Raw genomic sequence first — 21834 nt, forward strand, 5'->3', positions numbered from 1 at the left:
TTTTACAAGGAACGGAACACAACGCCATGAGCACTCCCCAATCCCGTCTGGCCGAACTGGGTATTGACCTGCCCACACCCGCAGCCCCCGTGGCCAATTATGTTGCCTGTGTGCAGACAGGCTCGCTCCTTGTAGTTTCAGGCCAGTTGCCGTTGCACAATGGCAAACTGTTCGCCACCGGCAAGCTGGGGGACGCCGTGAGTGTGGAAACAGCGGTGGAAGCCGCGCGTTACAGCATGATCAACGTGATCGCACAGGTTAAAGCAGCAGTGGGTGACCTCTCCCGCGTCAAGCGTGTGGTGCGTCTGGGCGGCTTTATTGCCTGCACGCCAGATTTTACAGCCCATGCTTCCGTCATGAACGGGGCGTCTGATCTGGCTGTGGCTGTCTTTGGCGATGCAGGGCGCCATGCCCGCTCCACCGTTGGCGTACCCTCCCTGCCGCTGGATGCCCCGGTGGAAGTGGAAGGCCTGTTCGAGATCGCCTGACCAAGCGGAAAAAAACTCATGGCTGACTGGTCCGTTACCCTGCACAACAGCATTCACGACATTCCCGCTGCGGAATGGGCACAATGCGCAGGGCCGGATAACCCTTTTGTCAGTCATGCGTTTTTAAGCGCACTGGAAGACAGCGGCTCCACCGGCCAACAAAGCGGATGGGTGCCACGGCATGTGTGCCTGCATAGCCCCGATGGGCAACTGGCCGCTGTCTGCCCCGCCTACCTTAAAGGCCATTCATGGGGCGAATACGTCTTTGATCAGGGCTGGGCCCGTGCGTTTGAAGCCGCGGGGGGCCGCTACTACCCCAAGCTCCAGATTGCCATCCCCTTTACCCCCGTACCCGGCCCCCGAGTGCTCCTCCACCCCGATGCCCCACCGCAGACCACGGCCGTTATGGCTGATGCCCTGCGCCAGATCTGTGCGGATACGGGCCTATCCTCCGCCCATGTGACCTTCTGCACCGAAGCGGAAAGTACGGCCCTGCACCAGCAAGGCTGGCTGCCCCGCCTTGGCCTGCAATACCACTGGCACAACAGAGGCTACGCAACGTTTGACGATTTTCTGGCCACGCTCTCCGCCCGCAAGCGCAAGAGCATCAAACGCGAACGGCGCGATGCCAACGCTGCGGGACTGACGTTTGAAACCCTGCAAGGCGCCAGCATAACGCAGGCGGACTGGCAGGCGTTTTACCAGTTCTACCGCAATACAATCGACCGCAAATGGGGCAGCGCTTACCTGAGTGCCGAGTTCTTCCCGCTTATGGCGCAACGGCTGGGCGAGCGGGTTGTGCTTATACTGGCGCGCAACGGCTCAACCCCCGTGGCCGCGGCCCTGAACCTGATGGGCACCCATACGCTCTATGGCCGCAACTGGGGGTGCGAAGGCAACTGGCCCTTCCTGCATTTTGAACTCTGCTATTACCGCGCCATAGATTTTGCCATTGCCCACGGTCTGCAACGGGTGGAAGCCGGCGCGCAGGGGGAGCACAAAATCCAGCGTGGCTACGAGCCAACCCTCACCCACTCCGCCCACTGGCTGCAAAGCCCCGGCCTGCGCAATGCGGTGGACCGTTTTTTGCAGGCCGAACGCCCCGCCATACTGGCCGAAGCACAGGCCCTGAGCACATTAACCCCCTACAGGCAGGACCTCCCGCCCCAGAACCCCTAAGCCCCAGGCCCTTCCCGGTCCCTTGGCAAAGCGGGCGGGCAAGGGTTGCAAACATTGTCGGCAGGCGTTTTTTTGCGTATGCCCGCCTGACCCTTTTCCCACCTGTTTACGCGACCGGACCGGCACAGAACTGATGAGCAGCACATCCCACACCCTCCCCCCCGAACATCAGGCCAGCCTGATTGATGGCAAGGCTTTTGCCGCAACCGTGCGCCAGCAGATCCGTGAGGATGTTCTGGCCTTCCACGACCAGCACGGCGTAACCCCCGGACTGGCCGTTATTCTGGTGGGCAACGACCCGGCGAGCGAGGTGTACGTTAAAAACAAGGCGATCCAGACACACCATGCCGGCATGCGCTCCTTTATGCACATGCTGCCCGAAACCACGTCCGAGGCCGAACTGCTGACCCTGATCGGGCGGCTGAACAACGACCCGGAAATTCACGGCATTCTGGTGCAGCTCCCCCTGCCCAACGGGCTGGATGCACGCCGCATTACCAACGCCATTCTGCCTGAAAAGGATGTGGATGGTCTGGGCGAGGTCAATGCAGGCCGTCTGGCCGTAAACCTGCCCGGCATTGTGCCCTGCACCCCGCTGGGCTGCCTGATGCTGCTGCGCGACCAGCTGGGAGACATGAAGGGCCAGCACGCCGTGGTTATTGGCGCATCCAACCTTGTGGGCAAACCCATGGCGCTGCTGCTGCTGGCAGAAGGCTGCACGGTCACCATCGCCCATATTCACACGCGCGATACCGCAGCCCTTGCCCGCGAGGCAGATATTCTGGTTGTGGCAACCGGCTGCCGCGAGCTGGTGCGGGGCGACTGGATCAAACCCGGGGCCACGGTTATTGACGTGGGCATTACCCGCACCCAGACTGCAAGTGGTAAAAGCCGCCTTGTGGGGGATGTGGCATTTGATGAGGCCGTAAAGGTTGCCGGGCGCATTACACCCGTGCCGGGGGGCGTTGGCCCCATGACCATTGCCTGCCTGCTCAAAAACACACTCACCGCGGCCCAGATGCAGATCGAGGGAAAAACCGAATGAGCCTGAACCGCCTGTGCGTTGAACTGATCCCCCGCTCCGCCGAATCTCTGGAGCAGGACGTAAAAACCGTTCAGACGGTTTTTCCCGCAGCGGATACGCTCAATGTGCCCGACCTCATGCGCTTTCCCCTGCGCAGCTGGGACGCCGCAGCCCAGCTGCGCCCGGTCTTCCCCCGTGTTATTCCGCATATCCGCGCCATAGACATTGCCCCCCACGCCCCCCTGCCCGGAGCCGAGCAGGACGGGCTGGAGGAAATTCTGGTCGTGCACGGGGACCCTCCGGCCGACCTGTCCATGCGCACATACCCCAACAGCACGGAAAGCATTATCCGCCGCTACCGCAAGGAAGCGCCGCACCTGAATGTTTATGCCGCGTTCGACCCCTACCGCCGCGCACCGTGGAAGGAGCTGGAGGACGTAGCCCGCAAAAAGGAAGCCGGAGCCTGCGGTTTTTTCACCCAGCCGGTCTTTGACTACAAACTGTTCGACCTGTGCCGCGAATGGTTGCAGGGCGAAAACGTGTTCTGGGGTCTGTCCCCCGTTATTGGCCCACGTTCACGCTCATACTGGGAAACTACAAACCACATTGTGTTCCCCAAGGATTTTTCCACAACGCTTGAATCCAACATAGCCTTTGCCCAGACTGTCCTGCGTGAACTTGGACAGGACAAGGGATCGGCCTACCTTATGCCCGTACGCGTTAAACTCGAACACTACCTGCCCGCCCTGCTTGATGCGGTGGCCTGAACAGGCGCACTGTTCCCAACAAGCGTTTAACATGTGTGGTGCCGGGCAGGCCACTAGGAGCAACGGGGTAGGCATGGCGTTTTATCTTCTCTCCTTTCATGGCGCTCTGGTTGGCTTTACCGGCCAGCGCCTGCACCCGCTCTGCCCCACAATGGGCACAAGCCGCACAACCGCCCCTGTTGCGCTGGACATGCAGCACAACACGCTTACCCCCGGCGGAGCCTTTGTACGCGCCCAGCCACTGGGCACGGCGGCCCCCACGCGCCCTCTGGTCGCACTCAGGGCTGGCAATGCGTATCTTTCCAGCCGCAGTCCTACCCAGTTTGATGTTGTTCCCCTGTGCGCCACGTGGGAGCATTTTCTGCTCATCCCCCCCGAAAGTGCTGACCTGCTCCGCACCCTGCTGCGCAGCACCTGGCATGATGGCCAGACCTTTGTGGGGCAACCCACCTGCACAGGCCATGAACTGCGGCTTGGCCCGCACACATGGCCCGTGGAGCAGCTACAGGCCGAAATCCGGGCCGACACACTCACCCTGTGGACCCATGCAGCCCCCCGGCGGGTTACGCTGCGGGTATGCCCGTCCCGCACTCTGGAAAACCTGATCGAAAACGTGACAGAGCTGCTGGAGATCGGGGCCTTCCGCCACGCACTCAGCCCATGGGCCACGGTGGATGACGTGCGCGAACAGGTGCTTAAACTCAGCATTACCCCTTCGGCCATTGCTCCGTGTATTGGTCTGGCCCAGCTCTGCTGCCAGTTCGGGCAGGGGGAGCTGGGCGCGCAATTTGCAGCCTATGCGCAGTCTTTTGCCCAGATAGCCGATCTGGTGTGGTTGCAGGCCCTTATAGCCCTGCGCCTGCACGACCATGACCGCGCGGCAGACCTGCTGGCCCTTGCCCTGCGTGAGCGCTACCCCAGACATGATTTTTCGGACACACTCCCCGCACTCCTGACCCGCCTGCGACAAGGTGAGGATGCGCTGCTCCTGATCCCCGACATGCTGTACGAGCACGACCTGCCCGGTTTTGACGAGCGGTTTGATACCCTGCTGGTGCCCATGCGGCTGGCCGCCAGCAATGGCCCGGACATCCGCCAGATCTACGCCATGCTGTTCGAAAACGCCTACCAGCGGCTCAACACCACCAAAGACCTGCGCCTGCTGGAAACAGAAGCCCGCCTGAACGGCCTGAGCTGGTGGACAGAAACCGCCATGGGCCACACAAGCTGGCTGGCCGGGCTTATGGCCGAGGCCGATGCCCACTATGCCATTGCCCGCCGTCTGGCCTTGCAGGAAGGAGCCATGCCAGCGCCGGACAATACTGGTATTTTTTCCTGGCTGGGGGCGCAGGAATGCCGCCAGCTTGCCAGCCGTGCCGTGCCCGACCGCACGGGTGTTTCCCGCTGGGAGTGGCAGTTTGGCACGGCGGAAGTACCCCCGGCCCTGTGTCTGGTCTTTGCGTGCGACAGTGCACACTTCCACCTTTTGCCCGGCCTTATCCTGTCCCTGCTTCAGGCATACCGGCAGGATCGTTCCTTCGGGCCTGTGCAGCTTTGCATTGGCGTGGCCAACCCCAATGCCGAACAGCTGGCTTTTTTACGCACCATTGCCGACTGGCTGGAACTCTACGCCACCAGCCTGCGCCTGAGCTTTGGCCATGGCCCCGCAGCCGAGCAGGACACAGCCCTTGAACCCGCCTTGCGTTACTTAATCCTGCCCGACATTGTGGCCCGCTTTCGCTGCCCGGTGCTTACGGGGGATTGTGCCGGGTATTTTCCCGCCAATACGGCCACATTGCTGCGCACGCTCAAAAACACGGCCTCTTACGGGTTTGATCTGCCCCTGTTCGACCAGAATGGTCGCCAGCACAGCAGCACACCGTGGAGCATTGGCACGGACACCGCCTATTTTGGCGAACCCGAACGCCTGCCAGCCATTGCGGCATTCATGAATGATTACCTGAACACCGTTTATACACCCCGCAGCAGGGCCCATACCGCCATGGACCGCTGCGCGCTGGCACAAATGCTGCGCCACTTCATTCTGCCCCGATGGAACGAGCTATCCATCCGGTTCCTAAACAAAGGGCCGGATATTCTGGTCATGCCGGCTGGGAGCATTGCCACCAGCACAGTGCTGGTTTCGCAGGCGGATGTCCTGCATGATCTGGCGGTGCACACGCCCCGCAGACCCGCAAAACTCCCCCCGCCAAACGCCTGAGTGGCCAGCCCGCAACACGCGGGCCAGCCATACACATGGGGTTAATGTTTGCTGCTACCGTACAGGGCAGTCAGGCTGGCCGAAGCCAACTGGTGGTGGTGCACCATAAACCCGACCAGAGCAGGGCTTGCATCTGCTGTTACGTCCAGCGTGGCCACATCCAGCGCATAAACCGTAAACACGTACCGGTGCACCCGCCCTGCTGGCGGTGCGGCCCCGCCATAACCGGGCACGCCAAAGTCCGTGCGGACCTGCAAAGCCCCATCGGGCAGGCCAGCTTTGCCCGAGCCCGCTCCCTGAGGCAGGGATGTTACGGTTGGGGGCACATTCACTACAACCCAGTGCCACCAGCCCGAGCCTGTGGGGGCATCGGGGTCATAGACCGTAACCACAAAGCTTTTGGTCCCCTGCGGCGCGCCATGCCACTGCAAGGCGGGGGAGAGGTTCTGCCCGCTCTGGCCCATACCATTATAGACCTGAGCCTGAGGCAGAACATCCCCATTGGCAAAAGCCGGACTTGTCAGAACAAATGCCATGCCGGTAGCTCCCTCTTACCAGTTCTTGCTGATCAGCCAGAACTCTTCGGATGTCAGGGTCACGCGTTCGCCGGAGTCGGCGGCTGCACTGGCCAGTGCTTCAATCCGTTCAATCATGACCACCTTGCGGACATGGGTTTCGGATGTTTCGGCACTGGTTTTAAGAACACCAAGCGAAACACCGGAAGCCTTGGCCACACGGGCGGCATCAAGCAGAGCATAGGACATGCTGGAACGTCTCCTTAAATCATAAACTGTGCGCCAGACTGGGAATGTTCTGGCTGCGTAGGGTAGAATCTGGCCCTGTGCAGCCATCAACGCAAGCCCTTGCCTGGTGGAGGCTGCCCTCCCTTTCCCTCTGGCATTGCGCTGCCCTATTGCGTAAACCCGGCACACCATGAGCAACCGCACCGAAGATTTTGACTTCCACCTCCCCGAATCCCTGATCGCGCAGGAGCCTGCCCGCCCGCGTGAATCCGCACGCCTGCTGGATGCAACAGCCCCGCACACGCTGGTTGACCGCCATGTGCGCGACCTGCCCACCCTGCTGCGCCGGGGCGACCTGCTGGTGGCCAACAATACCGCGGTTATCCGGGCACAGCTGCATGCCCTGCGGGGGGAGGCCAGAATTGGCATTACCCTCGACCAGATCCGCCCCGATGGCACATGGCATGTTCTGGTGCGCAACGCCCGCAGGCTCAGGGTGGGGGATACGCTTACCTTCGCCCACTCGGACCAGACAGCGCAGGTCGTGGCTCTGGAACCCGGCGGGGGGGCCAACCTGCGCTTTTCATGCGAGGGCGATGCGTTTGACACGTTTTTGCAAACTGCGGGGGCGCTGGCACTCCCGCCCTACATCCACCGCCCCAATGGCCCCACGGCGCAGGACAGCAAGGACTACGCCACCATTTTTGAGCGTTACAAAGGGGCTGTGGCGGCACCCACTGCCGGGCTGCACTTTACGCCAGACCTGCTGGACGCAGTGGACGCCACAGGGGCCGAGCGCTGCACCTTAACCCTGCACGTAGGGGCAGGCACATTCCTGCCCGTGCGCGCGGATGATATTGCCCACCACCACATGCATTCCGAACACGGGGTCATCACCCCCCAGACTGCCGAGCGCATTAACGCAACACGGGCTGCGGGGGGGCGCATTATTGCCATTGGCACCACAACCCTGCGTCTTTTGGAAAGTGCGGCTGACGAGCACGGTATTGTGCACCCCTTTGCAGGGGAGACATCCATTTTCATCCGTCCCGGCTACCGCTTCCGGGCGGTGGATGTACTGATGACCAACTTCCACCTGCCACGCTCCACCCTGTTCATGCTGGTCTGTGCCTTTGCGGGGCAGGAGCGTGCAAAGGCGGTTTATGCCCATGCGCTGCACACCGGCTACCGTTTTTATTCCTACGGCGATGCCTGCCTGCTTGAATGCGCAAGCAGCATCCATGCCCGCTAACCCCCTACCTCCGTTCCACCCAGCAAGGACCACCCGATGAGCCGTTTCCACTGGACGTGTGAAAGCACCGATGGCGCAGCCCGCGCAGGCATGCTGCATACAGCCCACGGCCCCGTGGCTACCCCCACCTTTATGCCCGTAGGCACGGTGGGCACGGTCAAGGCCATGACCATGGATGCCGTGCGCTCCACCGGTGCGGGCATTGTGCTGGGCAATACCTACCACCTTATGCTCCGCCCCGGCGCGGCACGGGTGCGGGCATTAGGGGGGCTGCGCCGCTTTATGGACTGGTCCGGCCCGATCCTGACCGATTCGGGGGGCTTTCAGGTCATGTCGCTCGGAGCGCTGCGGCGGCTGGACCAGGATGGCGTCACCTTCCGCTCGCATATTGATGGGTCCGAACACCGGCTGACACCAGAAAGTTCGACCGGCATCCAGCATGATCTGGATGCCACCATTACCATGTGTTTTGATGAATGCCCGGCCCTGCCAGCCCCACCCGAGGCCATTGCCGCATCCATGCGCCTGTCCATGCGCTGGGCTGCCCGCTCGCGCGAAGCCTATGTGCAGCGCACGGGTTATGGCCAGTTTGGCATTGTGCAAGGCGGCACGGAAACCGACCTGCGTGCTGAAAGCGTAAAAGCCCTGACCGATATCGGGTTTGAAGGCTACGCCATTGGTGGCCTTGCCGTGGGCGAGGGGCAGAAGCTCATGTTTGCAACGCTGGACACCACAACCCCGCTTATGCCGCAGGACAAGCCACGCTACCTTATGGGGGTTGGCACGCCAGACGACCTGCTGGGCAGCGTGCAGCGCGGGGTGGACATGTTTGACTGTGTTATGCCCACCCGCGCAGGCCGCACCGCGCGTGCTTACACAGAGCGGGGCACACTCAACCTGCGCAACGCCCGCCACGCCACGGATGCCCGCCCCATTTCCCCCCATTGTGACTGTCTGGCCTGTACGCGCCACAGCCGCGCCTATCTGCACCACCTGTTCCGCGCGAACGAAATTTTAGGCCCCATGCTGCTGACATGGCATAATATTGCCTATTACCAGCGGCTCATGCGCCAGATCCGTCAGGCAATCATGGACAAAAATCTGGAGGCCACAGCCGCGCGCATGCGCAGCGAATGGGCAGCACAGGACTGGACGGAAGATGAAATGCCACAACCCCACATTCCGCCCATTCCCTAAAGCACGCATCCCCCTGACCTTACTCTCCGAACCAGCCTTTTACGTATGACAGAGGCCACACCTTCCGCCCCAGCCCCCCCGGCCAGCACCATGCATCCGGGCAGCCGCCTGAGTGCGCGCATCCGGGACAAGGCGCTGGAACTGGGGTTTGACGCCATTGGCTTCTGCCCGGCCACACTGGGGCCGGAGGCACGTGTGCGCCTGCAGGATTTTCTGGCAAACGGATACCACGGTGAAATGGGCTGGCTGGCCGACCGTACGGAGCAGCGCAGCCAGCCCACGGCCCTGTGGCCCGAAACCCGCACGGTTATTGCCCTTGGCCTGTCCTACGCCCCGGAGGGCGATGCGCTGGCCACCCTACAAAACCCCGACTGTGGCAATATTTCCGTCTATGCCCGCCACCGGGATTACCACGATGTACTCAAGGGCATGCTCAAACATCTGGCCCAGTTTGTTGTGCGCGAGGGCAGGCTGGCCCATCCGGCCACACCGGAGGTCAAGGTCTTTGTGGACACCGCCCCCGTGGCCGAAAAACCTCTGGCGCACCAAGCCGGGCTGGGGTGGCAGGGCAAGCATACCAACCTTGTCTCCCGTCAGCACGGGAGCTGGCTGTTTCTGGGCGAAATCTACACAACGCTCGACCTGCCTGCCTCCCCCCCTTCCGGCGGGGGATGTGGCAGTTGCACCCGCTGCCTCAACGCCTGCCCTACACAGGCTTTTCCCGCCCCTTACCAGATGGATGCACGGCGGTGCATTTCCTACCTGACCATAGAACACGCAGGCCCCATACCCCTGCCCCTGCGCCCCCTGATGGGCACCCATATTTACGGATGTGATGACTGCCTTGCCGTGTGCCCGTGGAACAGGTTTGCCAAAATGGCCAGCACCATCAAACTCCAGCCCAGAGCAGACCTGATAGCCCCGGACCTTGCCACCCTGAGCCAACTTGACGATGCGGCGTTCAGAACCCTGTTTTCAGGCTCACCCATCAAGCGGATCGGGCGCAACCGCTTTATCCGCAATGTGCTGGTTGCCATGGGTAATTCCGGCAGGGCACACCTGTTACCCCATGCCCGCGCCCTGACCACAGACCCCGACCCAGTTGTGCGCGACGCCGCAGACTGGGCCATGACTCAGCTTGAAAGCCCTACGGCATGAGCAGACATTTGCGCAAACGCAGCCTGATACTGGCCGGACATGACACAAGTGTAGCGCTGGAGCCCGCCTTCTGGGCCGTGCTGGAACGCATGATTGCTCACCAGAATGTCACGCTGGTCCAACTGGTAACACAGGTGGATGCAACCCGTGTGCCCGACCAGTCCCTTGCTTCCGCCCTGCGGGTCCATGCTGTGGAATGGCTGCAACAACACATACAGAGCCAGAGCTTGAAAGAACCACTCTAACCCACGCACTACCCGCACACAGGCACGGAGCCCCCTGCGCGGCTAGCCAGCCAGACGGCCCTCCACGGTGGTCACGCACTGCCCGCCCACGTCCACCGCACCATCTGCGCCAACGCGCACAAAAATACGGCCCGCGCGCCCAACACAGCCCCCCTGCGTGGCCAGATACCCCCCCTGCCCAGACGGCAGAATACCCCGCACATGGCGGAACACAGCCACGCTGCCATTGCCGCTACCACAGACCGGGTCCTCGTTCACACCCTGCGATGGAGCAAAGGAGCGCACCTCAATATCCACCCCGTCAGGGTCATGGGCTGCAAAAACACTGATCCCGATTGCACCAAGGCGCTGCTCAAAAACCTGCGAACGCCCAAAATCCGGCCGAAGTGCCAGAAGCTGCCCCACACTGCTCACGCGCGCTACAATCCAGACCGGGCCAACATCCACCATCATCGGTGGGGCCGTGTGGTCCACGGGTACGCCCAGAATAGCTTCCAGTTCCGCTCTATCGGCTGCATCCAGCGTAACGTGCCGGGCGGGCGGCAAAGCAAAAGACAGGGAGCGATCCTCCCCGCTGCCATTAACGTGCAGCGTCACAAGGCCAACCCCGCATTCCTGCACCAGTTGCCCCTGCCTTGGCACGGCGCGCCCTGCCTCCAGCGCAGCGTGCGCACTGCCCAGTGTGGGGTGGCCTGCAAACGGCAGTTCGTTCCGGGGAGTAAAAATACGCAGCTGGTAATCTGCCTTATCGCTTTGTGCGGGGAGCAGAAACGTGGTTTCCGAGAGGTTTGTCCAACTGGCAATGGCCTGCATGGCCTGTGTATCCAGCCCCTGCGCGTCCAGCACGACGGCAACCGGATTGCCCGCAAACGGCACTTTTGTAAAAACATCCACAACTTTGTAAGTACGTTGCATGAGAGTTCTCGCCTGAATTCGGTGTTGGCAATGCTCTGCTGGCAGGGGCTATGCTTATGAGGGCTGCATGGGCTTTATGGCCGATAGCAGGCCCAGAACAAAGCGATTAAGCGGCACATCCAGACCATGCCGGTCTGCTACGCGCACAATGGCCCCGGTTATGGCATCGTACTCCAGAGGGCGGCCTGCCTGCCGGTCCTGCAACATGGATGTGGCACTCTCTGGCGGCACGCTCTGCAGCCACGCCAGAGCGTCCTCCACATGCTGCGCTGTAAGGGCGGCCCCTTCGGCCTGCCCGACCTGCACCACTTCAGCCATGATCTGCCGGGCATTGGCCGCACAGCCGGGCTCACGCATAACCCCTGTGCGCCTGCCGCACAGGGCAGTCAGCGGGTTGGCGGCACTGTTGGTGAGCAGCTTGGTCCAGACCATGCTCAGCATATCCGCGGCAAGCACAACCCGCAGCCCGCCTGCCTGCAAAGCCGCAGCCACATCCTGCACAAGTGCCTCTGCGGGAAGGCACAGGTCCGCCTGGCCGATTCGGCGTAGAACCGAACACCCCGGAGAAGACCGCTCGGCGTTAAAATAGGCAATGGCAGGCAATGCCACGGCCACAGGCGCATAGGCGGCAATCCGCTCACGGTGCTCCAGACCATTCTGCACAGCCAGAATACGCGCATCTGGCCGGTTGAATGCCGCAATCCACTCCGCCACATCCCCCGTCTGATGTGCTTTGACCGCCACAACAGCGACTGTGCACGGGCCAAGTTCGGCCGGGCTGCGGGCATGCCGGACCGGGTATTCCACCCCCTGCCCGGCCTCCTGCACATAAAGGCGGCCAAACGGGCTGCGCGCACCACAGACCCATACCTCCCACCCAGCGCGGGCAAAGGCTGCGGCCACAACAAGCCCGACCGCCCCTGCGCCAATCAGGGCAACAGCAGGCTGCGCAGGAACCTGCTCAGGAGGTGTGTTTGTGTGCATGCCTTGTCCTTTCTGGTACCGTTTGCAGCAAATGCGATAGTGGCACATTGCAGCCAAGCTCTGGCACCCACCCGGCACAGGCTAGGGTTCCGCTCCAGAACATGATAAAAGACCTCTATGGCGATATGGGGCAAAATATTTGGTGGCGTAACCGGCTTTGCCGTTGGCGGTCCACTAGGTGCGGCGTTGGGCACGGCTTTGGGCCATGCCGCAGACAGCGGCACATTGCTGCAACCACCCGCTGTTGGCTGGAGCGACCGATGGGCCGCCCGCGCGCGCCCAGACCCCAACGGAGCGGCAGCCTTTGTCGCTGCCAAACTGGCCGCCACACTGGGCAAAAAAGACCAGCTTTACGGGCTGACCTGCGTTATTCTGTGCGCCAAACTGGCCAAGTGCGATGCCCCGGTTAACCGGCGGGAGATCAACGCCTTCAAGACCCGCTTCCGGGTGCCGGACGAGAACATGCGCGACATCGGTCGCCTGTTTGACATGGCCCGCCAGAGAACAGACGACTACGAAGCCTTTGCCCGTGAACTCGGGCAGGCCTACAGCAATGACAAACCCCCGCTTGAAGACCTGATGGGAATCCTGTTTGCCATCGCCCGTGCCGATCTGGCAGCGGACGAACCCCTTGCCCCCGAAGAGCTGCGTTTTCTCAAACGTGTGCATGCCCTGTTCGGGCTAGGGCGCGGGGCATGGGAGCGGGCCGAACAGGGCCGGGCCCGTGCGGCCATGGGGGAAGATGACGCCTATACCGTTATGGGGGTGAGTGCCTCCCTCTCCAACGAAGAACTGCGAGCACACTGGAAAAAACTTGTCCGGCAGTATCATCCGGATGTCATGGCCGCCCGCAATGCCAGCCCCGAAGAGGTGCAGGTTGCCTCGGTCCGTATATCCAGAATCAACGCCGCATGGGACATAATCAAACGCGAGCGCGGACTGTAACGCCGGATTCCCTGTGGCCATCACATCCCGAGCAGGATGTGCGACTTTATGGCAACAGAGATTGCAAAAATCTGTTCTTCCCGGCAAAAAGGTAACTTGCAAAGGGCTATTTTTGTCCCCTGCCCTCTACGCAGAGAAGCCCTGCCATTGCACCCTGCGTTTCTCATGGTAGAGAAGGCAGCAATAAACAGGTCTGCCCGGCAGGCCATGCGGACGTCACAAGGCAAAGGTAAAGGTGGCAATGATTTCAGGACGGAACGGCTCATGGCTCCGCCCTCGCGCACAGGATCAGCACGATCAGGCGCGGGAAGGTTCCTCGGTACATCGCCGTTTCCGTCTGGGAACACTCTGCCTTGGTCTGGTGCTGCTTGGCGCAACGGGGTGTAGCTCCATTAAAGCCCCCGTTCCCACGGACCCGGATGCCCTGGCCGAATACAAGGCCGCAAACGACCCGTATGAACCGTTGAACCGCAAAATGTTCAACCTGACCATGAAGTTCGATACATGGGCCCTGCGCCCGGTTGCCAAAGCCTATGTGTGGGCCGTGCCCCGCCCCGTACGTAACTCGCTTGGCAACATGATCACGACCATGAACGAGCCCTCCGTCTTTTTTAACGACGTCGGGGCCGGCAAGCCACGCCGTGCGGGGGATTCGTTCGTGCGTTGGTGCATTAACATGACCGTGGGTGTTGGCGGGCTGATTGACGTTGCAAAAATGGCGGGCTTCCCCCACCATGACAACGATGCAGGCCTGACCATGGCCAACTGGGGCATTTCCTCCGGGCCTTATCTGTTCCTGCCCATGGGGCCGTCCTCCTTCCGTGACGGGATTGGTTACGGCATTGATCAGGGTCTTTCCCCGTGGGATTACGTGCCACGCGGTTATGGGCTTGTCAGTTTCAACTGGGCCTATAACATGATGGGTGTTGTGCATGGCCGCTCCGAGCATCTGGAAGATCTGGATGCTCTCCAGCGCGATGCTCTGGACCCATATGCCACCATTCGCAGCGCTTACCAGCAGCAGCGGAAGGCACAGGCCGAGGCCATCAAGAATGACCGCCGCGCCACCGTGCCAGACTGGTATCAATAACTAACAACAAGAAGGTAGCGCAAACATGAAACTCCTTTCTGGTCGCCGTATTGTTCTTGCCACTCTGGCCCTGACATGCGCCAGCGGACTGTTTGCCCTGCCTGCCCGCGCAGCGGATAACGCCAAGCAGTTCATTCAGAGCTTTGGCACGCAGCTTGTTGCCATTGTTAACAGCCCTGTTCCTCTGTCCGAAAAAAAGACCAAGGTTCTTCCTCTGGTTCAGAAGAATGTGGATATTGATGGTATTGGCCGCTACTGCCTTGGCCGTTACTGGAAAATTGCCACCCCTGAGCAGCGGCAGCATTATCTGGCCCTTTTCCATGAAGTTCTGGTCAATGCCATTACCGACAAGCTGGGCGAATACCGTGGTGTCAGCTTTACCATTGGTGATGTCAGCAAGTCCGGTAATGAAGATTCCGTCAACGCCATTCTGATGCGTCCGCAGCAGCCCCCGGCTTCCATGCAGTGGGTTGTCGGTTACGACAACGGGCAGCCACAGGTTGTAGACGTTATTGGTGAAGGGGCCAGCCTGCGCCTGACCCAGCGCAATGACTACTCCTCCTTTATTGCCCGGAATGGTGGGAGTGTCGCGACACTGCTTTCCGCCCTGCAGAAGCAGCTGGACCGCCATAACCAGTCCACCAACTAAGCCGCTAAAGCCCGGTCTGGCGGGGCAACCGCCGGTCTGGCAGAAAGGCACCCATGAGGGTGCCTTTTTTTATGCCCGCTTGCTTTCATACACCATCATGGTCTGCCCATTTCTGGTGAAAGTCTCGCAGACATGCATCCCGATACTGCCCAGAATGGTGCGCGATGCCACATTACTTTCCGATGCAACGGCAATAACCCGGTGCAAACCGGCATCATGCGCAAAGTTAAGGGCCGCGTTGGCAGCCTCACGCGCAATGCCGCGCCCCCTTGCGCTGGCAAACAGGGCAAAACGTAACCCGAACCCGCGACCATCTGGCCGGTCGTGAATACCGGTCATGCCGACAAACTGGTTATTTTCATGAATGGTAAAAATACCAACACGGTGACAGGCCCAAAAAGCAATGTCATCCGCCATCTCACGCTCGGCCTGCTGGCGGGTGCAAACACCCCCTAGCATCTGACCAAAAGCGCCGCCATCGGCCTTCAGGCGCGCCATATCTTCCATATCCCGCCATGTCACGGGCTGAAGAAGCAGGCGAGGTGTACGGACTGAGCGTAAATCCACCGCTCAGCCCCCGTAACAGAGGAAGGCTCCGCAGGGGAGCCTTCGCACAGGCATGCCGTTAACGGGCAAGCGGTTTGTAATGGATGCGGCCTGGCTCGGTCGCATCCGGGCCAAGGCGGCGGCGCTTGTCTTCTTCATAAGCCTGAAAGTTACCTTCAAACCACTCAACGTGAGAATCACCTTCAAACGCCAGAATATGGGTGGCCAGACGGTCAAGGAACCAGCGGTCATGGGAGATAACCACGGCGCAACCGGCAAACTCGGCCAGTGCATCTTCAAGCGCACGCAGGGTATCCACGTCCAGATCGTTGGTCGGTTCGTCAAGCAGGATCACGTTGCTTTCCTGCCGGAGCATCTTGGCCAGATGCACGCGGTTACGCTCACCACCCGAAAGGACACCAACTTTTTTCTGCTGGTCGGACCCTTTGAAGTTGAAGGCCCCCACATAGGCGCGCGACGGTACGGCCCGCTTGCCCAGATAGATGACATCCGTCCCGCCTGAAATTTCTTCCCACACGGTTTTATCGGGGGACAGATCATCGCGCGACTGGTCAACGTAGCCGAGCTTTACGGTTTCCCCGATTTTCAGCTCGCCTGAATCTGGCTTGTCCTGCCCGATAATCATTTTGAACAAGGTGGACTTACCAGCACCGTTTGGCCCGATAACCCCCACAATACCGCCCGGTGGCAGTTTGAAGTTGAGGTTATCAATCAACAGCCGGTCACCAAACCCTTTGGTCAGGTTGTCGGCCTCGATAACCGTGCCGCCCAGACGGGGGCCGGGAGGAATGACAATATCGGCCACACCACCCACTTTTTCCGCACTGGCGGCCAGCATTTCCTCATACTTGGCAATACGGGCCTTGCTTTTGCTCTGGCGGGCCTTGGGGCTGGCGTTAATCCACTCCTGCTCGGCGGCAAGAGCACGCTGGCGGGAGCTTTCTTCCTTTTCTTCCTGCGACAGGCGCTTGCGCTTCTGTTCCAGCCAGGAGGAGTAATTGCCTTCAAACGGAATACCGCGACCACGCTCGATTTCCAAAATCCAGTTGGTCACGTTATCCAGGAAGTAACGGTCATGGGTAATGACCATAACCGTGCCGGCGTAATCCCGCAGGGTTGTTTCCAGCCATGCAACGCTTTCTGCGTCCAGGTGGTTGGTTGGTTCGTCAAGCAGCAGCAGGTCGGGTTTTTCCAGCAGCAGGCGGCACAGGGCCACGCGGCGGCATTCCCCCCCGGAGAGTTTTTCTACCGAGCTGTCAGCAGGCGGGCAGCGCAGGGCGTCCAGCGCGATTTCCAGCTTGCGGTCCAGCTCCCAGCCGTCGCCTGCGTCAATTTTTTCCTGCAGTTCTGCCTGTTCGGCCAGCAGGGCATTCATTTCGTCGTCTTCCATGGGCTCGGCAAAACGGGCAGAAATCTCGTTAAAACGATCAACTGCCTTTTTCAGGTCGCCAAAGCCCAGAGCAACGTTTTCGCCCACGGTCAGTTTGGGGTCGAGCTGGGGTTCCTGTTCCAGATAGCCGACGCGCACGCCTTCAGCCGCCCAGGCCTCGCCGCCGTATTCCTTATCAATCCCCGCCATGATCTTGAGCAGGGTGGACTTACCAGCGCCGTTGACACCCAGAATACCAATTTTGGCACCCGGCATGAAGGACAGGGTGATGCCCTTGAACACTTCGCGCCCACCGGGATAGGATTTTGTGAGATCCTTCATCACATAGACGTATTGATAGGATGCCATGATGATGAACTCCCGTTATGCGGAATAAACTGAAAAAATGAAGCGGCTACAGGTTGCGCTGCCGGCTGGGACAGCCTGCGCCCGGCAGGACTTGAACCCGCAACCAAGCCGTTATGAGCGGCCCGCTCTAACCAATTGAGCTACGGGCGCGCAGGCGAGTATCTGATTACGCAACCAGAGCCATTTGGCAAGGGTCTGGGGCAGGAAAATCCATATATCGCCCGTTTAAAATCCGGCTCTTGGCAAGCCGCAGGTGGGCGGATAGGGTCTGCTGCATTCCCTTTGTTTATCGGTTGGAGCAGTGTTCATGGACGTTTCCAAACTTTCTCCCGGCAAGGACGTGCCGTTCGACATTAACGTTGTTATTGAAATCCCGCAGGGTTCCTCTGTCAAATACGAAATTGACAAGGAAAGCGGCGCCCTGTTCGTGGACCGCTTCCTGTTCACGCCCATGGCCTACCCCACGGCTTACGGCTTTATCCCCAACACGCTCGCAGCCGATGGTGACCCCACGGATGCTCTGGTCCTGACCCCCACAAACGTGGTGCCGGGCAGCGTGATCCGGGCCCGCCCCATTGGCGTGCTGAAGATGGAAGACGAATCCGGGCAGGACGAAAAAATCATCTGCGTCCCGCACGACAAGGTGCACCCCGAGTTCTCCAAGGTTGAAACCACGGACGACCTGCCCGAAATCACGATCAAGGCCATTGAGCACTTTTTCACCCGCTACAAGGACCTTGAAAAAGGCAAGTGGGTTAAAGTGACTGGCTGGGGCACGAAGGAAGAAGCCGGGAACTTTATTCTCAAGGCTCTGGAAGCTGCAAAAGCCAAATAAGGCGCGCTTTCTCCTGACCTGCAACAGGCATGGCCGTGTAGTGCGCCGTGCCTGTTGCAGCGCACCTGCACACCCGGCATCACACCCTGAGTGTGAAATATATTCCGTATCGCGCGGATTATCAGCCCACCAGTTTTGCGCCATGCTCTGGACAACACCTCCGACCCTTTCATTCTGTCATGGTGATGTTCATGCCCACCCCTGCTGCCGCAACGCGCCCCAAACAGCCAACCCTGTTCATCCCCCATGGGGGTGGTCCATGCTTTTTTATGGACTGGCCACAGACATGGGACCACATGGCCGCCTTTTTGCGCGGGCTAAGCGCCACGCTCCCACAAAAACCAGATGCCATTGTGGTGGTTTCCGGCCATTGGGAGGAGCAGGTTCCCACGCTCATGTCCGGTGCAAAACCGGGCCTGATCTACGATTATTACGGCTTTCCCGCCCACACCTACACGCTGCAGTACCCCGCCCCTGGCAGCCCCGCACTGGCAGCCCACATGCGGACCCTACTGGAGCAGGCAGGATTTGCCAGTGCCGAAAATGCCGAACGGGGGTTTGACCACGGTGTGTTCATCCCGTTCATGCTGGCTTTTCCCCAGGCCGATATTCCCGTTGTGGAATTCTCGTTACAAAAAGCGCTGGACCCGGCCGAGCATCTGGCCATTGGCGCAGCACTGGCCCCCCTGCGGGCAGACAACGTGCTGATCATGGGCACGGGTCTGAGCTACCATAACCTGCCCCACTTCATGAGCGGTTCCCCCGCAACCGATGAGCCTGCAAAGGCATTTGATGCGTGGCTGACGCGTAGCGTCTGTGCGCCGCCGCCAGAGCGCACCGCGCAGTTGACCCACTGGGCACAGGCCCCCGGTGCACGCCTGTGCCACCCCCGCGAGGAGCATCTGCTCCCGCTGATGGTGGCCGCCGGTGCTGCCGGGCAGGATTACGGCCAGCAGATTTACAGCGATACAGTGCTGGGCAAGGCGCTCTCGGGCTACCGTTTTGGTTGAAGCGGCTCTTGTGCGGCCAATTTTATACGACCGTACAAGACCGCCTGCGCAAAAATGCACTTCTTTGCATTTTTTTATGAAATGCCTGTTGCCAAAGAAAAAAACATCGTTATAAAGCCCCACATACCGACGCACACAACTGGTGAGCGTTGGAAAATGCGGGTGTAGCTCAGTTGGTTAGAGCGCCGGCCTGTCACGCCGGAGGTCGCGGGTTCGAGCCCCGTCACTCGCGCCACTTTCCTTTACAAATCAATCGTATCAGAAAGTGGCGCCGAGCGCCCTTGTGCGCTCCCCACAAACTCCCCCTCTAACCGGCCGCCAGAACGACCGGTTTTTTTATACACTACCCTTACGCTGGGTAATGCTTACTGCTGCAAGGCATCCGCGCCCTGCAATGTTACGGCTACCGCATGCACTGTTGCGGCAATCCGTGCCGCAGTCTGCACCGCAGCAGCGCCAAGTGCATCACGCACGATTTTTTCGTGGCTGGTCACACACAGGTCGCACCCGTTGATGATGGAAACGGCCAGACACCACAGCTCAAAATCTGCTTTATCCACGCCGGGGTTGCCAATCACGCTCATGCGCAGCTGAGCTGGCATCTTGGCGTATTCACCACCCGCCATATGCACAAAGCGGTAGTAGATATTGTTCATACCCATAATGGCGTTGGCAGACTGCGCAGCAGCCAATGCCTGCTCGGACAGCGTATCGCGGAACTGGGCCACAATTGCACGCGTCACATCATCATTGCGCGCAGCGAGGGCGGAGGCGATGAACGTGCCGCCAAGCTGCTGCGGGGTCAGGGTAATATCGCTTGCCAGAGACCCCAGATTCAGGCGTAGGTCCTTGGCGTAATCGGGAATACGGTCTTTGAGTGCATCTATAGACATGGCTTTTTCCGTTATGATTTATTTTGGAAAAATCTGTGCCAGACCAATACATGGAACCTGGAGCACAAGGCACAGCCAGAAACTGGCTGGGAGCGGGCTAAACAGCCCTGAAAGATAGAGTGGTGGTTGCGGCAGAATACGCAGGTATGCCACCGCAACCACCCCCGGCCCGCAAACGCGAACCGGGCAGTGCGTCAGACTCAGACTTTGATAAAGTCTTCGCCCTTTTTCCAGTTGCACGGGCACAGCTCATCGCTCTGCAGGCCGTCAAGGATACGCAGGATTTCCTGCGGGTTACGACCAACAGACAGGTCGTTGACGGACACATGACGGATCACACCGTGCGGGTCGACAATGAAGGTCGCACGCAGGGCAACGCCAGCGTCCTTTGCCATCACGCCCGTGCCTTCGGTCAGCTCGCGCTTGATGTCGGCCAGCATCGGGATCGGCAGATCCTTCAGGTCAGCGTGGTGCAGGCGCCAGTTGAGGTGCACGAACTCGCTGTCGATGGACACGCCATACACAACCGCATCACGGTCTGCGAAGTCCTTGGACATCTTGCCAAAAGCCACGATTTCGGTCGGGCAGACAAAGGTGAAGTCCTTCGGCCAGAAGAACACCACTTTCCACTTACCGGCATCGGATTTGTCGGAAATCTGAACGAATTCGCCCTTCAGGCCTTCCGGCCCACCTGGAACGGAGGTCAGATCAAAGCTGGGAAACTTATCGCCAACGGTCAGCATATGTTTGCTCCTTGTTTCTGGCACAGTGCCTGACCATGCTTTAGGCTGGGTCAGGCGGTGCAGGTATGTATGGCCCGCCTTTTTCATTTAATCCAATGAATATTTTATATAAGAACAATTGAAAGTATCGATTAACCATTCTCGGGTTTTCAGGTAGGACTTGGCCATGCTTCCACTCCCCTCCGCACAGCAGCTCCGCTACCTGATCGCCCTTTCCGAACTGCGCCACTTTGGCCGGGCCGCGGCAGCCTGTGCCGTAACCCAGTCCACCCTGTCTGCCGGGATTATGACACTGGAGCGCCAGCTGGATACCCCGTTGCTGGACCGCACCGTGGGCAAAAAAGTGGTTTTTACCCCTTTGGGGCACGAGATCGCACTCAAAGCCCGGCAGGCACTGGCCGCGCTGGAGGCCGTACCCCAACTAGCCGCCGCAGCCCGTACTCCTTTGACTGGTCCATTACGACTCGGGGTTATTCCCACCATTGGCCCGTTCCTTATCCCCCGCACGGTGCATATCCTGCGCGAGCACTTCCCCCGCCTGCTTTTATCCCTGACAGAAGACACCACAGAACACCTGCTGGAAAAGCTCTCCCTTGGGCAACTGGACATGCTGGTGCTGGCCATGCCCTGCCTGTGTGATGGCACGGAAACCCACCCCCTGTGGCAGGACCCCTTTTATGTGATCATGCCCTCCAACCATCCTTTTGCGGCACTGGAGAGCGTGCCCGTGGAGCGGTTGTCCGAATACAACATGGTTATGATGGAAGACGGGCACTGCCTGCGTGAGCAGACACTGGCCATCTGCCGCCAGAGCCCCAGCCGCAGTGGCGCGGAAGGAGAGAGCGAACCCACCTTTACCGCCATGTCGCTCCACAGCATGGCAGAGATGGTGGAACTGGGTTTGGGAATCGCCATCATGCCAGCACTAGCCATTAACGGGGGTATTCTTAAAAACCGTAAAATTGCCGCCCGCCCCCTTGCAGATGGCGCCGCATGGCGCACCATTGGTCTGGCCTGGCGGCCCCGTTCCCCCCGTGCTGCCGATTTTTCCACTCTGGCCAGCACGCTACTCACACTCGCACTGGACCCGGCTTAAGCGCCCAATCTGCCCGCATCCATGCGATAAAACGCACTATAGGCGGCAAAATCCGCAAGAAAAATGCGCAGAATATTGACTCAGGCGCACGGGGC

General features: G+C 60.2%; 23 protein-coding genes and 2 tRNA genes. 16 read left to right on the forward strand and 9 right to left on the reverse strand.

Annotated features, from left to right (window positions below; genetic code table 11):
- Window positions 1-26 precede the first annotated feature (26 nt).
- The 5 genes from ACSYTG_RS11365 to ACSYTG_RS11385 all read left to right on the forward strand — a co-directional run bounded on the left by ACSYTG_RS11365 (window position 27) and on the right by ACSYTG_RS11385 (window position 5679).
- The gene (locus ACSYTG_RS11365; protein ID WP_086646354.1) at window positions 27-488 is read left to right on the forward strand and encodes a RidA family protein; all 462 of its coding nucleotides are present in this window, start codon (window positions 27-29) and stop codon (window positions 486-488) included.
- Window positions 489-506: 18 nt separating this feature from the next.
- Entirely contained in the window at window positions 507-1667 is a 1161-nt protein-coding gene (locus ACSYTG_RS11370; protein ID WP_489783178.1) for a GNAT family N-acetyltransferase, read from the forward strand.
- Window positions 1668-1800: 133 nt separating this feature from the next.
- The gene (folD, locus tag ACSYTG_RS11375) at window positions 1801-2712 is read left to right on the forward strand and encodes a bifunctional methylenetetrahydrofolate dehydrogenase/methenyltetrahydrofolate cyclohydrolase FolD (protein ID WP_095349665.1); all 912 of its coding nucleotides are present in this window, start codon (window positions 1801-1803) and stop codon (window positions 2710-2712) included.
- Complete coding sequence (locus ACSYTG_RS11380) at window positions 2709-3458, forward strand: methylenetetrahydrofolate reductase (protein ID WP_086646357.1); 750 nt, start codon at window positions 2709-2711, stop codon at window positions 3456-3458. The genes folD and ACSYTG_RS11380 overlap by 4 nt, the downstream gene beginning before the upstream one ends.
- A gap of 73 nt (window positions 3459-3531) precedes the next feature.
- The gene (locus ACSYTG_RS11385) at window positions 3532-5679 is read left to right on the forward strand and encodes a hypothetical protein (RefSeq protein WP_489783177.1); all 2148 of its coding nucleotides are present in this window, start codon (window positions 3532-3534) and stop codon (window positions 5677-5679) included.
- Window positions 5680-5720: 41 nt separating this feature from the next.
- Here the strand turns inward: ACSYTG_RS11385 and ACSYTG_RS11390 are convergent, their stop codons facing one another.
- Window positions 5721-6215 carry a kinase inhibitor gene (locus tag ACSYTG_RS11390; protein WP_086646359.1) on the reverse strand — a complete coding sequence of 165 codons (495 nt, stop codon included), beginning with the start codon at window positions 6213-6215 and terminating at the stop codon, window positions 5721-5723.
- 15 nt (window positions 6216-6230) lie between these two features.
- The gene (locus tag ACSYTG_RS11395) at window positions 6231-6443 is read right to left on the reverse strand and encodes a hypothetical protein (protein ID WP_086646360.1); all 213 of its coding nucleotides are present in this window, start codon (window positions 6441-6443) and stop codon (window positions 6231-6233) included.
- 169 nt (window positions 6444-6612) lie between these two features.
- Between ACSYTG_RS11395 and queA the strand changes: the two genes are divergently transcribed.
- The 4 genes from queA (at window position 6613) to ACSYTG_RS11415 (ending at window position 10274) form a co-directional block, all read left to right on the forward strand.
- Entirely contained in the window at window positions 6613-7674 is a 1062-nt protein-coding gene (gene queA / locus ACSYTG_RS11400) for a tRNA preQ1(34) S-adenosylmethionine ribosyltransferase-isomerase QueA (RefSeq protein ID WP_489783176.1), read from the forward strand.
- A gap of 36 nt (window positions 7675-7710) precedes the next feature.
- Complete coding sequence (tgt, locus tag ACSYTG_RS11405; protein ID WP_489783175.1) at window positions 7711-8871, forward strand: tRNA guanosine(34) transglycosylase Tgt; 1161 nt, start codon at window positions 7711-7713, stop codon at window positions 8869-8871.
- A gap of 90 nt (window positions 8872-8961) precedes the next feature.
- Complete coding sequence (gene queG / locus ACSYTG_RS11410) at window positions 8962-10029, forward strand: tRNA epoxyqueuosine(34) reductase QueG (protein ID WP_489783317.1); 1068 nt, start codon at window positions 8962-8964, stop codon at window positions 10027-10029.
- Window positions 10026-10274: a ribbon-helix-helix domain-containing protein gene (locus tag ACSYTG_RS11415; RefSeq protein WP_086646363.1), complete on the forward strand. Its 249-nt coding sequence runs from the start codon at window positions 10026-10028 to the stop codon at window positions 10272-10274. The genes queG and ACSYTG_RS11415 overlap by 4 nt, the downstream gene beginning before the upstream one ends.
- A gap of 42 nt (window positions 10275-10316) precedes the next feature.
- On the opposite strand, the gene ACSYTG_RS11420 is transcribed toward ACSYTG_RS11415, so the two are convergent.
- Together ACSYTG_RS11420 and ACSYTG_RS11425 are read right to left on the reverse strand one after the other, a co-directional pair.
- Window positions 10317-11189 (reverse strand): PhzF family phenazine biosynthesis protein, encoded by an 873-nt coding sequence (locus tag ACSYTG_RS11420; RefSeq protein ID WP_489783174.1) that lies wholly within the window; start codon window positions 11187-11189, stop codon window positions 10317-10319.
- A 54-nt stretch (window positions 11190-11243) separates the two neighbouring features.
- A complete protein-coding gene (locus ACSYTG_RS11425; RefSeq protein ID WP_489783173.1) occupies window positions 11244-12173 on the reverse strand; it encodes a ketopantoate reductase family protein in 930 nt (309 codons plus the stop codon).
- Window positions 12174-12290: 117 nt separating this feature from the next.
- Between ACSYTG_RS11425 and ACSYTG_RS11430 the strand changes: the two genes are divergently transcribed.
- The 3 genes from ACSYTG_RS11430 to ACSYTG_RS11440 all read left to right on the forward strand — a co-directional run bounded on the left by ACSYTG_RS11430 (window position 12291) and on the right by ACSYTG_RS11440 (window position 14857).
- Complete coding sequence (locus ACSYTG_RS11430; RefSeq protein WP_253528117.1) at window positions 12291-13118, forward strand: TerB family tellurite resistance protein; 828 nt, start codon at window positions 12291-12293, stop codon at window positions 13116-13118.
- 241 nt (window positions 13119-13359) lie between these two features.
- A complete protein-coding gene (locus ACSYTG_RS11435; protein WP_086646367.1) occupies window positions 13360-14208 on the forward strand; it encodes an MlaA family lipoprotein in 849 nt (282 codons plus the stop codon).
- Window positions 14209-14233: 25 nt separating this feature from the next.
- The gene (locus tag ACSYTG_RS11440) at window positions 14234-14857 is read left to right on the forward strand and encodes an MlaC/ttg2D family ABC transporter substrate-binding protein (RefSeq protein ID WP_086646368.1); all 624 of its coding nucleotides are present in this window, start codon (window positions 14234-14236) and stop codon (window positions 14855-14857) included.
- Between the two features lie 69 nt (window positions 14858-14926).
- On the opposite strand, the gene ACSYTG_RS11445 is transcribed toward ACSYTG_RS11440, so the two are convergent.
- From ACSYTG_RS11445 to ACSYTG_RS11455, 3 genes are all read right to left on the reverse strand, one after another.
- Window positions 14927-15424, reverse strand: coding sequence for a GNAT family N-acetyltransferase (locus tag ACSYTG_RS11445; RefSeq protein WP_086646369.1), 498 nt, complete (start codon window positions 15422-15424; stop codon window positions 14927-14929).
- Window positions 15425-15482: 58 nt separating this feature from the next.
- Complete coding sequence (gene ettA / locus ACSYTG_RS11450; RefSeq protein WP_086646370.1) at window positions 15483-17162, reverse strand: energy-dependent translational throttle protein EttA; 1680 nt, start codon at window positions 17160-17162, stop codon at window positions 15483-15485.
- A 76-nt stretch (window positions 17163-17238) separates the two neighbouring features.
- Window positions 17239-17312: transfer RNA gene (locus ACSYTG_RS11455), tRNA-Ile, on the reverse strand.
- A gap of 157 nt (window positions 17313-17469) precedes the next feature.
- Between ACSYTG_RS11455 and ppa the strand changes: the two genes are divergently transcribed.
- The 3 genes from ppa to ACSYTG_RS11470 all read left to right on the forward strand — a co-directional run bounded on the left by ppa (window position 17470) and on the right by ACSYTG_RS11470 (window position 19242).
- Window positions 17470-17997, forward strand: a complete 528-nt coding sequence (ppa, locus tag ACSYTG_RS11460) for an inorganic diphosphatase (protein WP_086646371.1) — start codon at window positions 17470-17472, stop codon at window positions 17995-17997.
- 191 nt (window positions 17998-18188) lie between these two features.
- Window positions 18189-19007: a DODA-type extradiol aromatic ring-opening family dioxygenase gene (locus ACSYTG_RS11465; RefSeq protein ID WP_489783172.1), complete on the forward strand. Its 819-nt coding sequence runs from the start codon at window positions 18189-18191 to the stop codon at window positions 19005-19007.
- Window positions 19008-19165: 158 nt separating this feature from the next.
- Window positions 19166-19242: transfer RNA gene (locus ACSYTG_RS11470), tRNA-Asp, on the forward strand.
- Between the two features lie 130 nt (window positions 19243-19372).
- On the opposite strand, the gene ahpD is transcribed toward ACSYTG_RS11470, so the two are convergent.
- A complete protein-coding gene (gene ahpD / locus ACSYTG_RS11475; protein WP_086646372.1) occupies window positions 19373-19900 on the reverse strand; it encodes an alkylhydroperoxidase, AhpD family in 528 nt (175 codons plus the stop codon).
- 200 nt (window positions 19901-20100) lie between these two features.
- A complete protein-coding gene (locus tag ACSYTG_RS11480) occupies window positions 20101-20643 on the reverse strand; it encodes a peroxiredoxin (RefSeq protein ID WP_086646412.1) in 543 nt (180 codons plus the stop codon).
- Between the two features lie 166 nt (window positions 20644-20809).
- On the opposite strand from ACSYTG_RS11480, the gene ACSYTG_RS11485 reads away from it, so the two are divergent.
- Window positions 20810-21739 carry a hydrogen peroxide-inducible genes activator gene (locus tag ACSYTG_RS11485; protein WP_086646373.1) on the forward strand — a complete coding sequence of 310 codons (930 nt, stop codon included), beginning with the start codon at window positions 20810-20812 and terminating at the stop codon, window positions 21737-21739.
- Window positions 21740-21834: the final 95 nt, after the last annotated feature.

The organism is Acetobacter sp. ESL1128 (assembly GCF_058505085.1).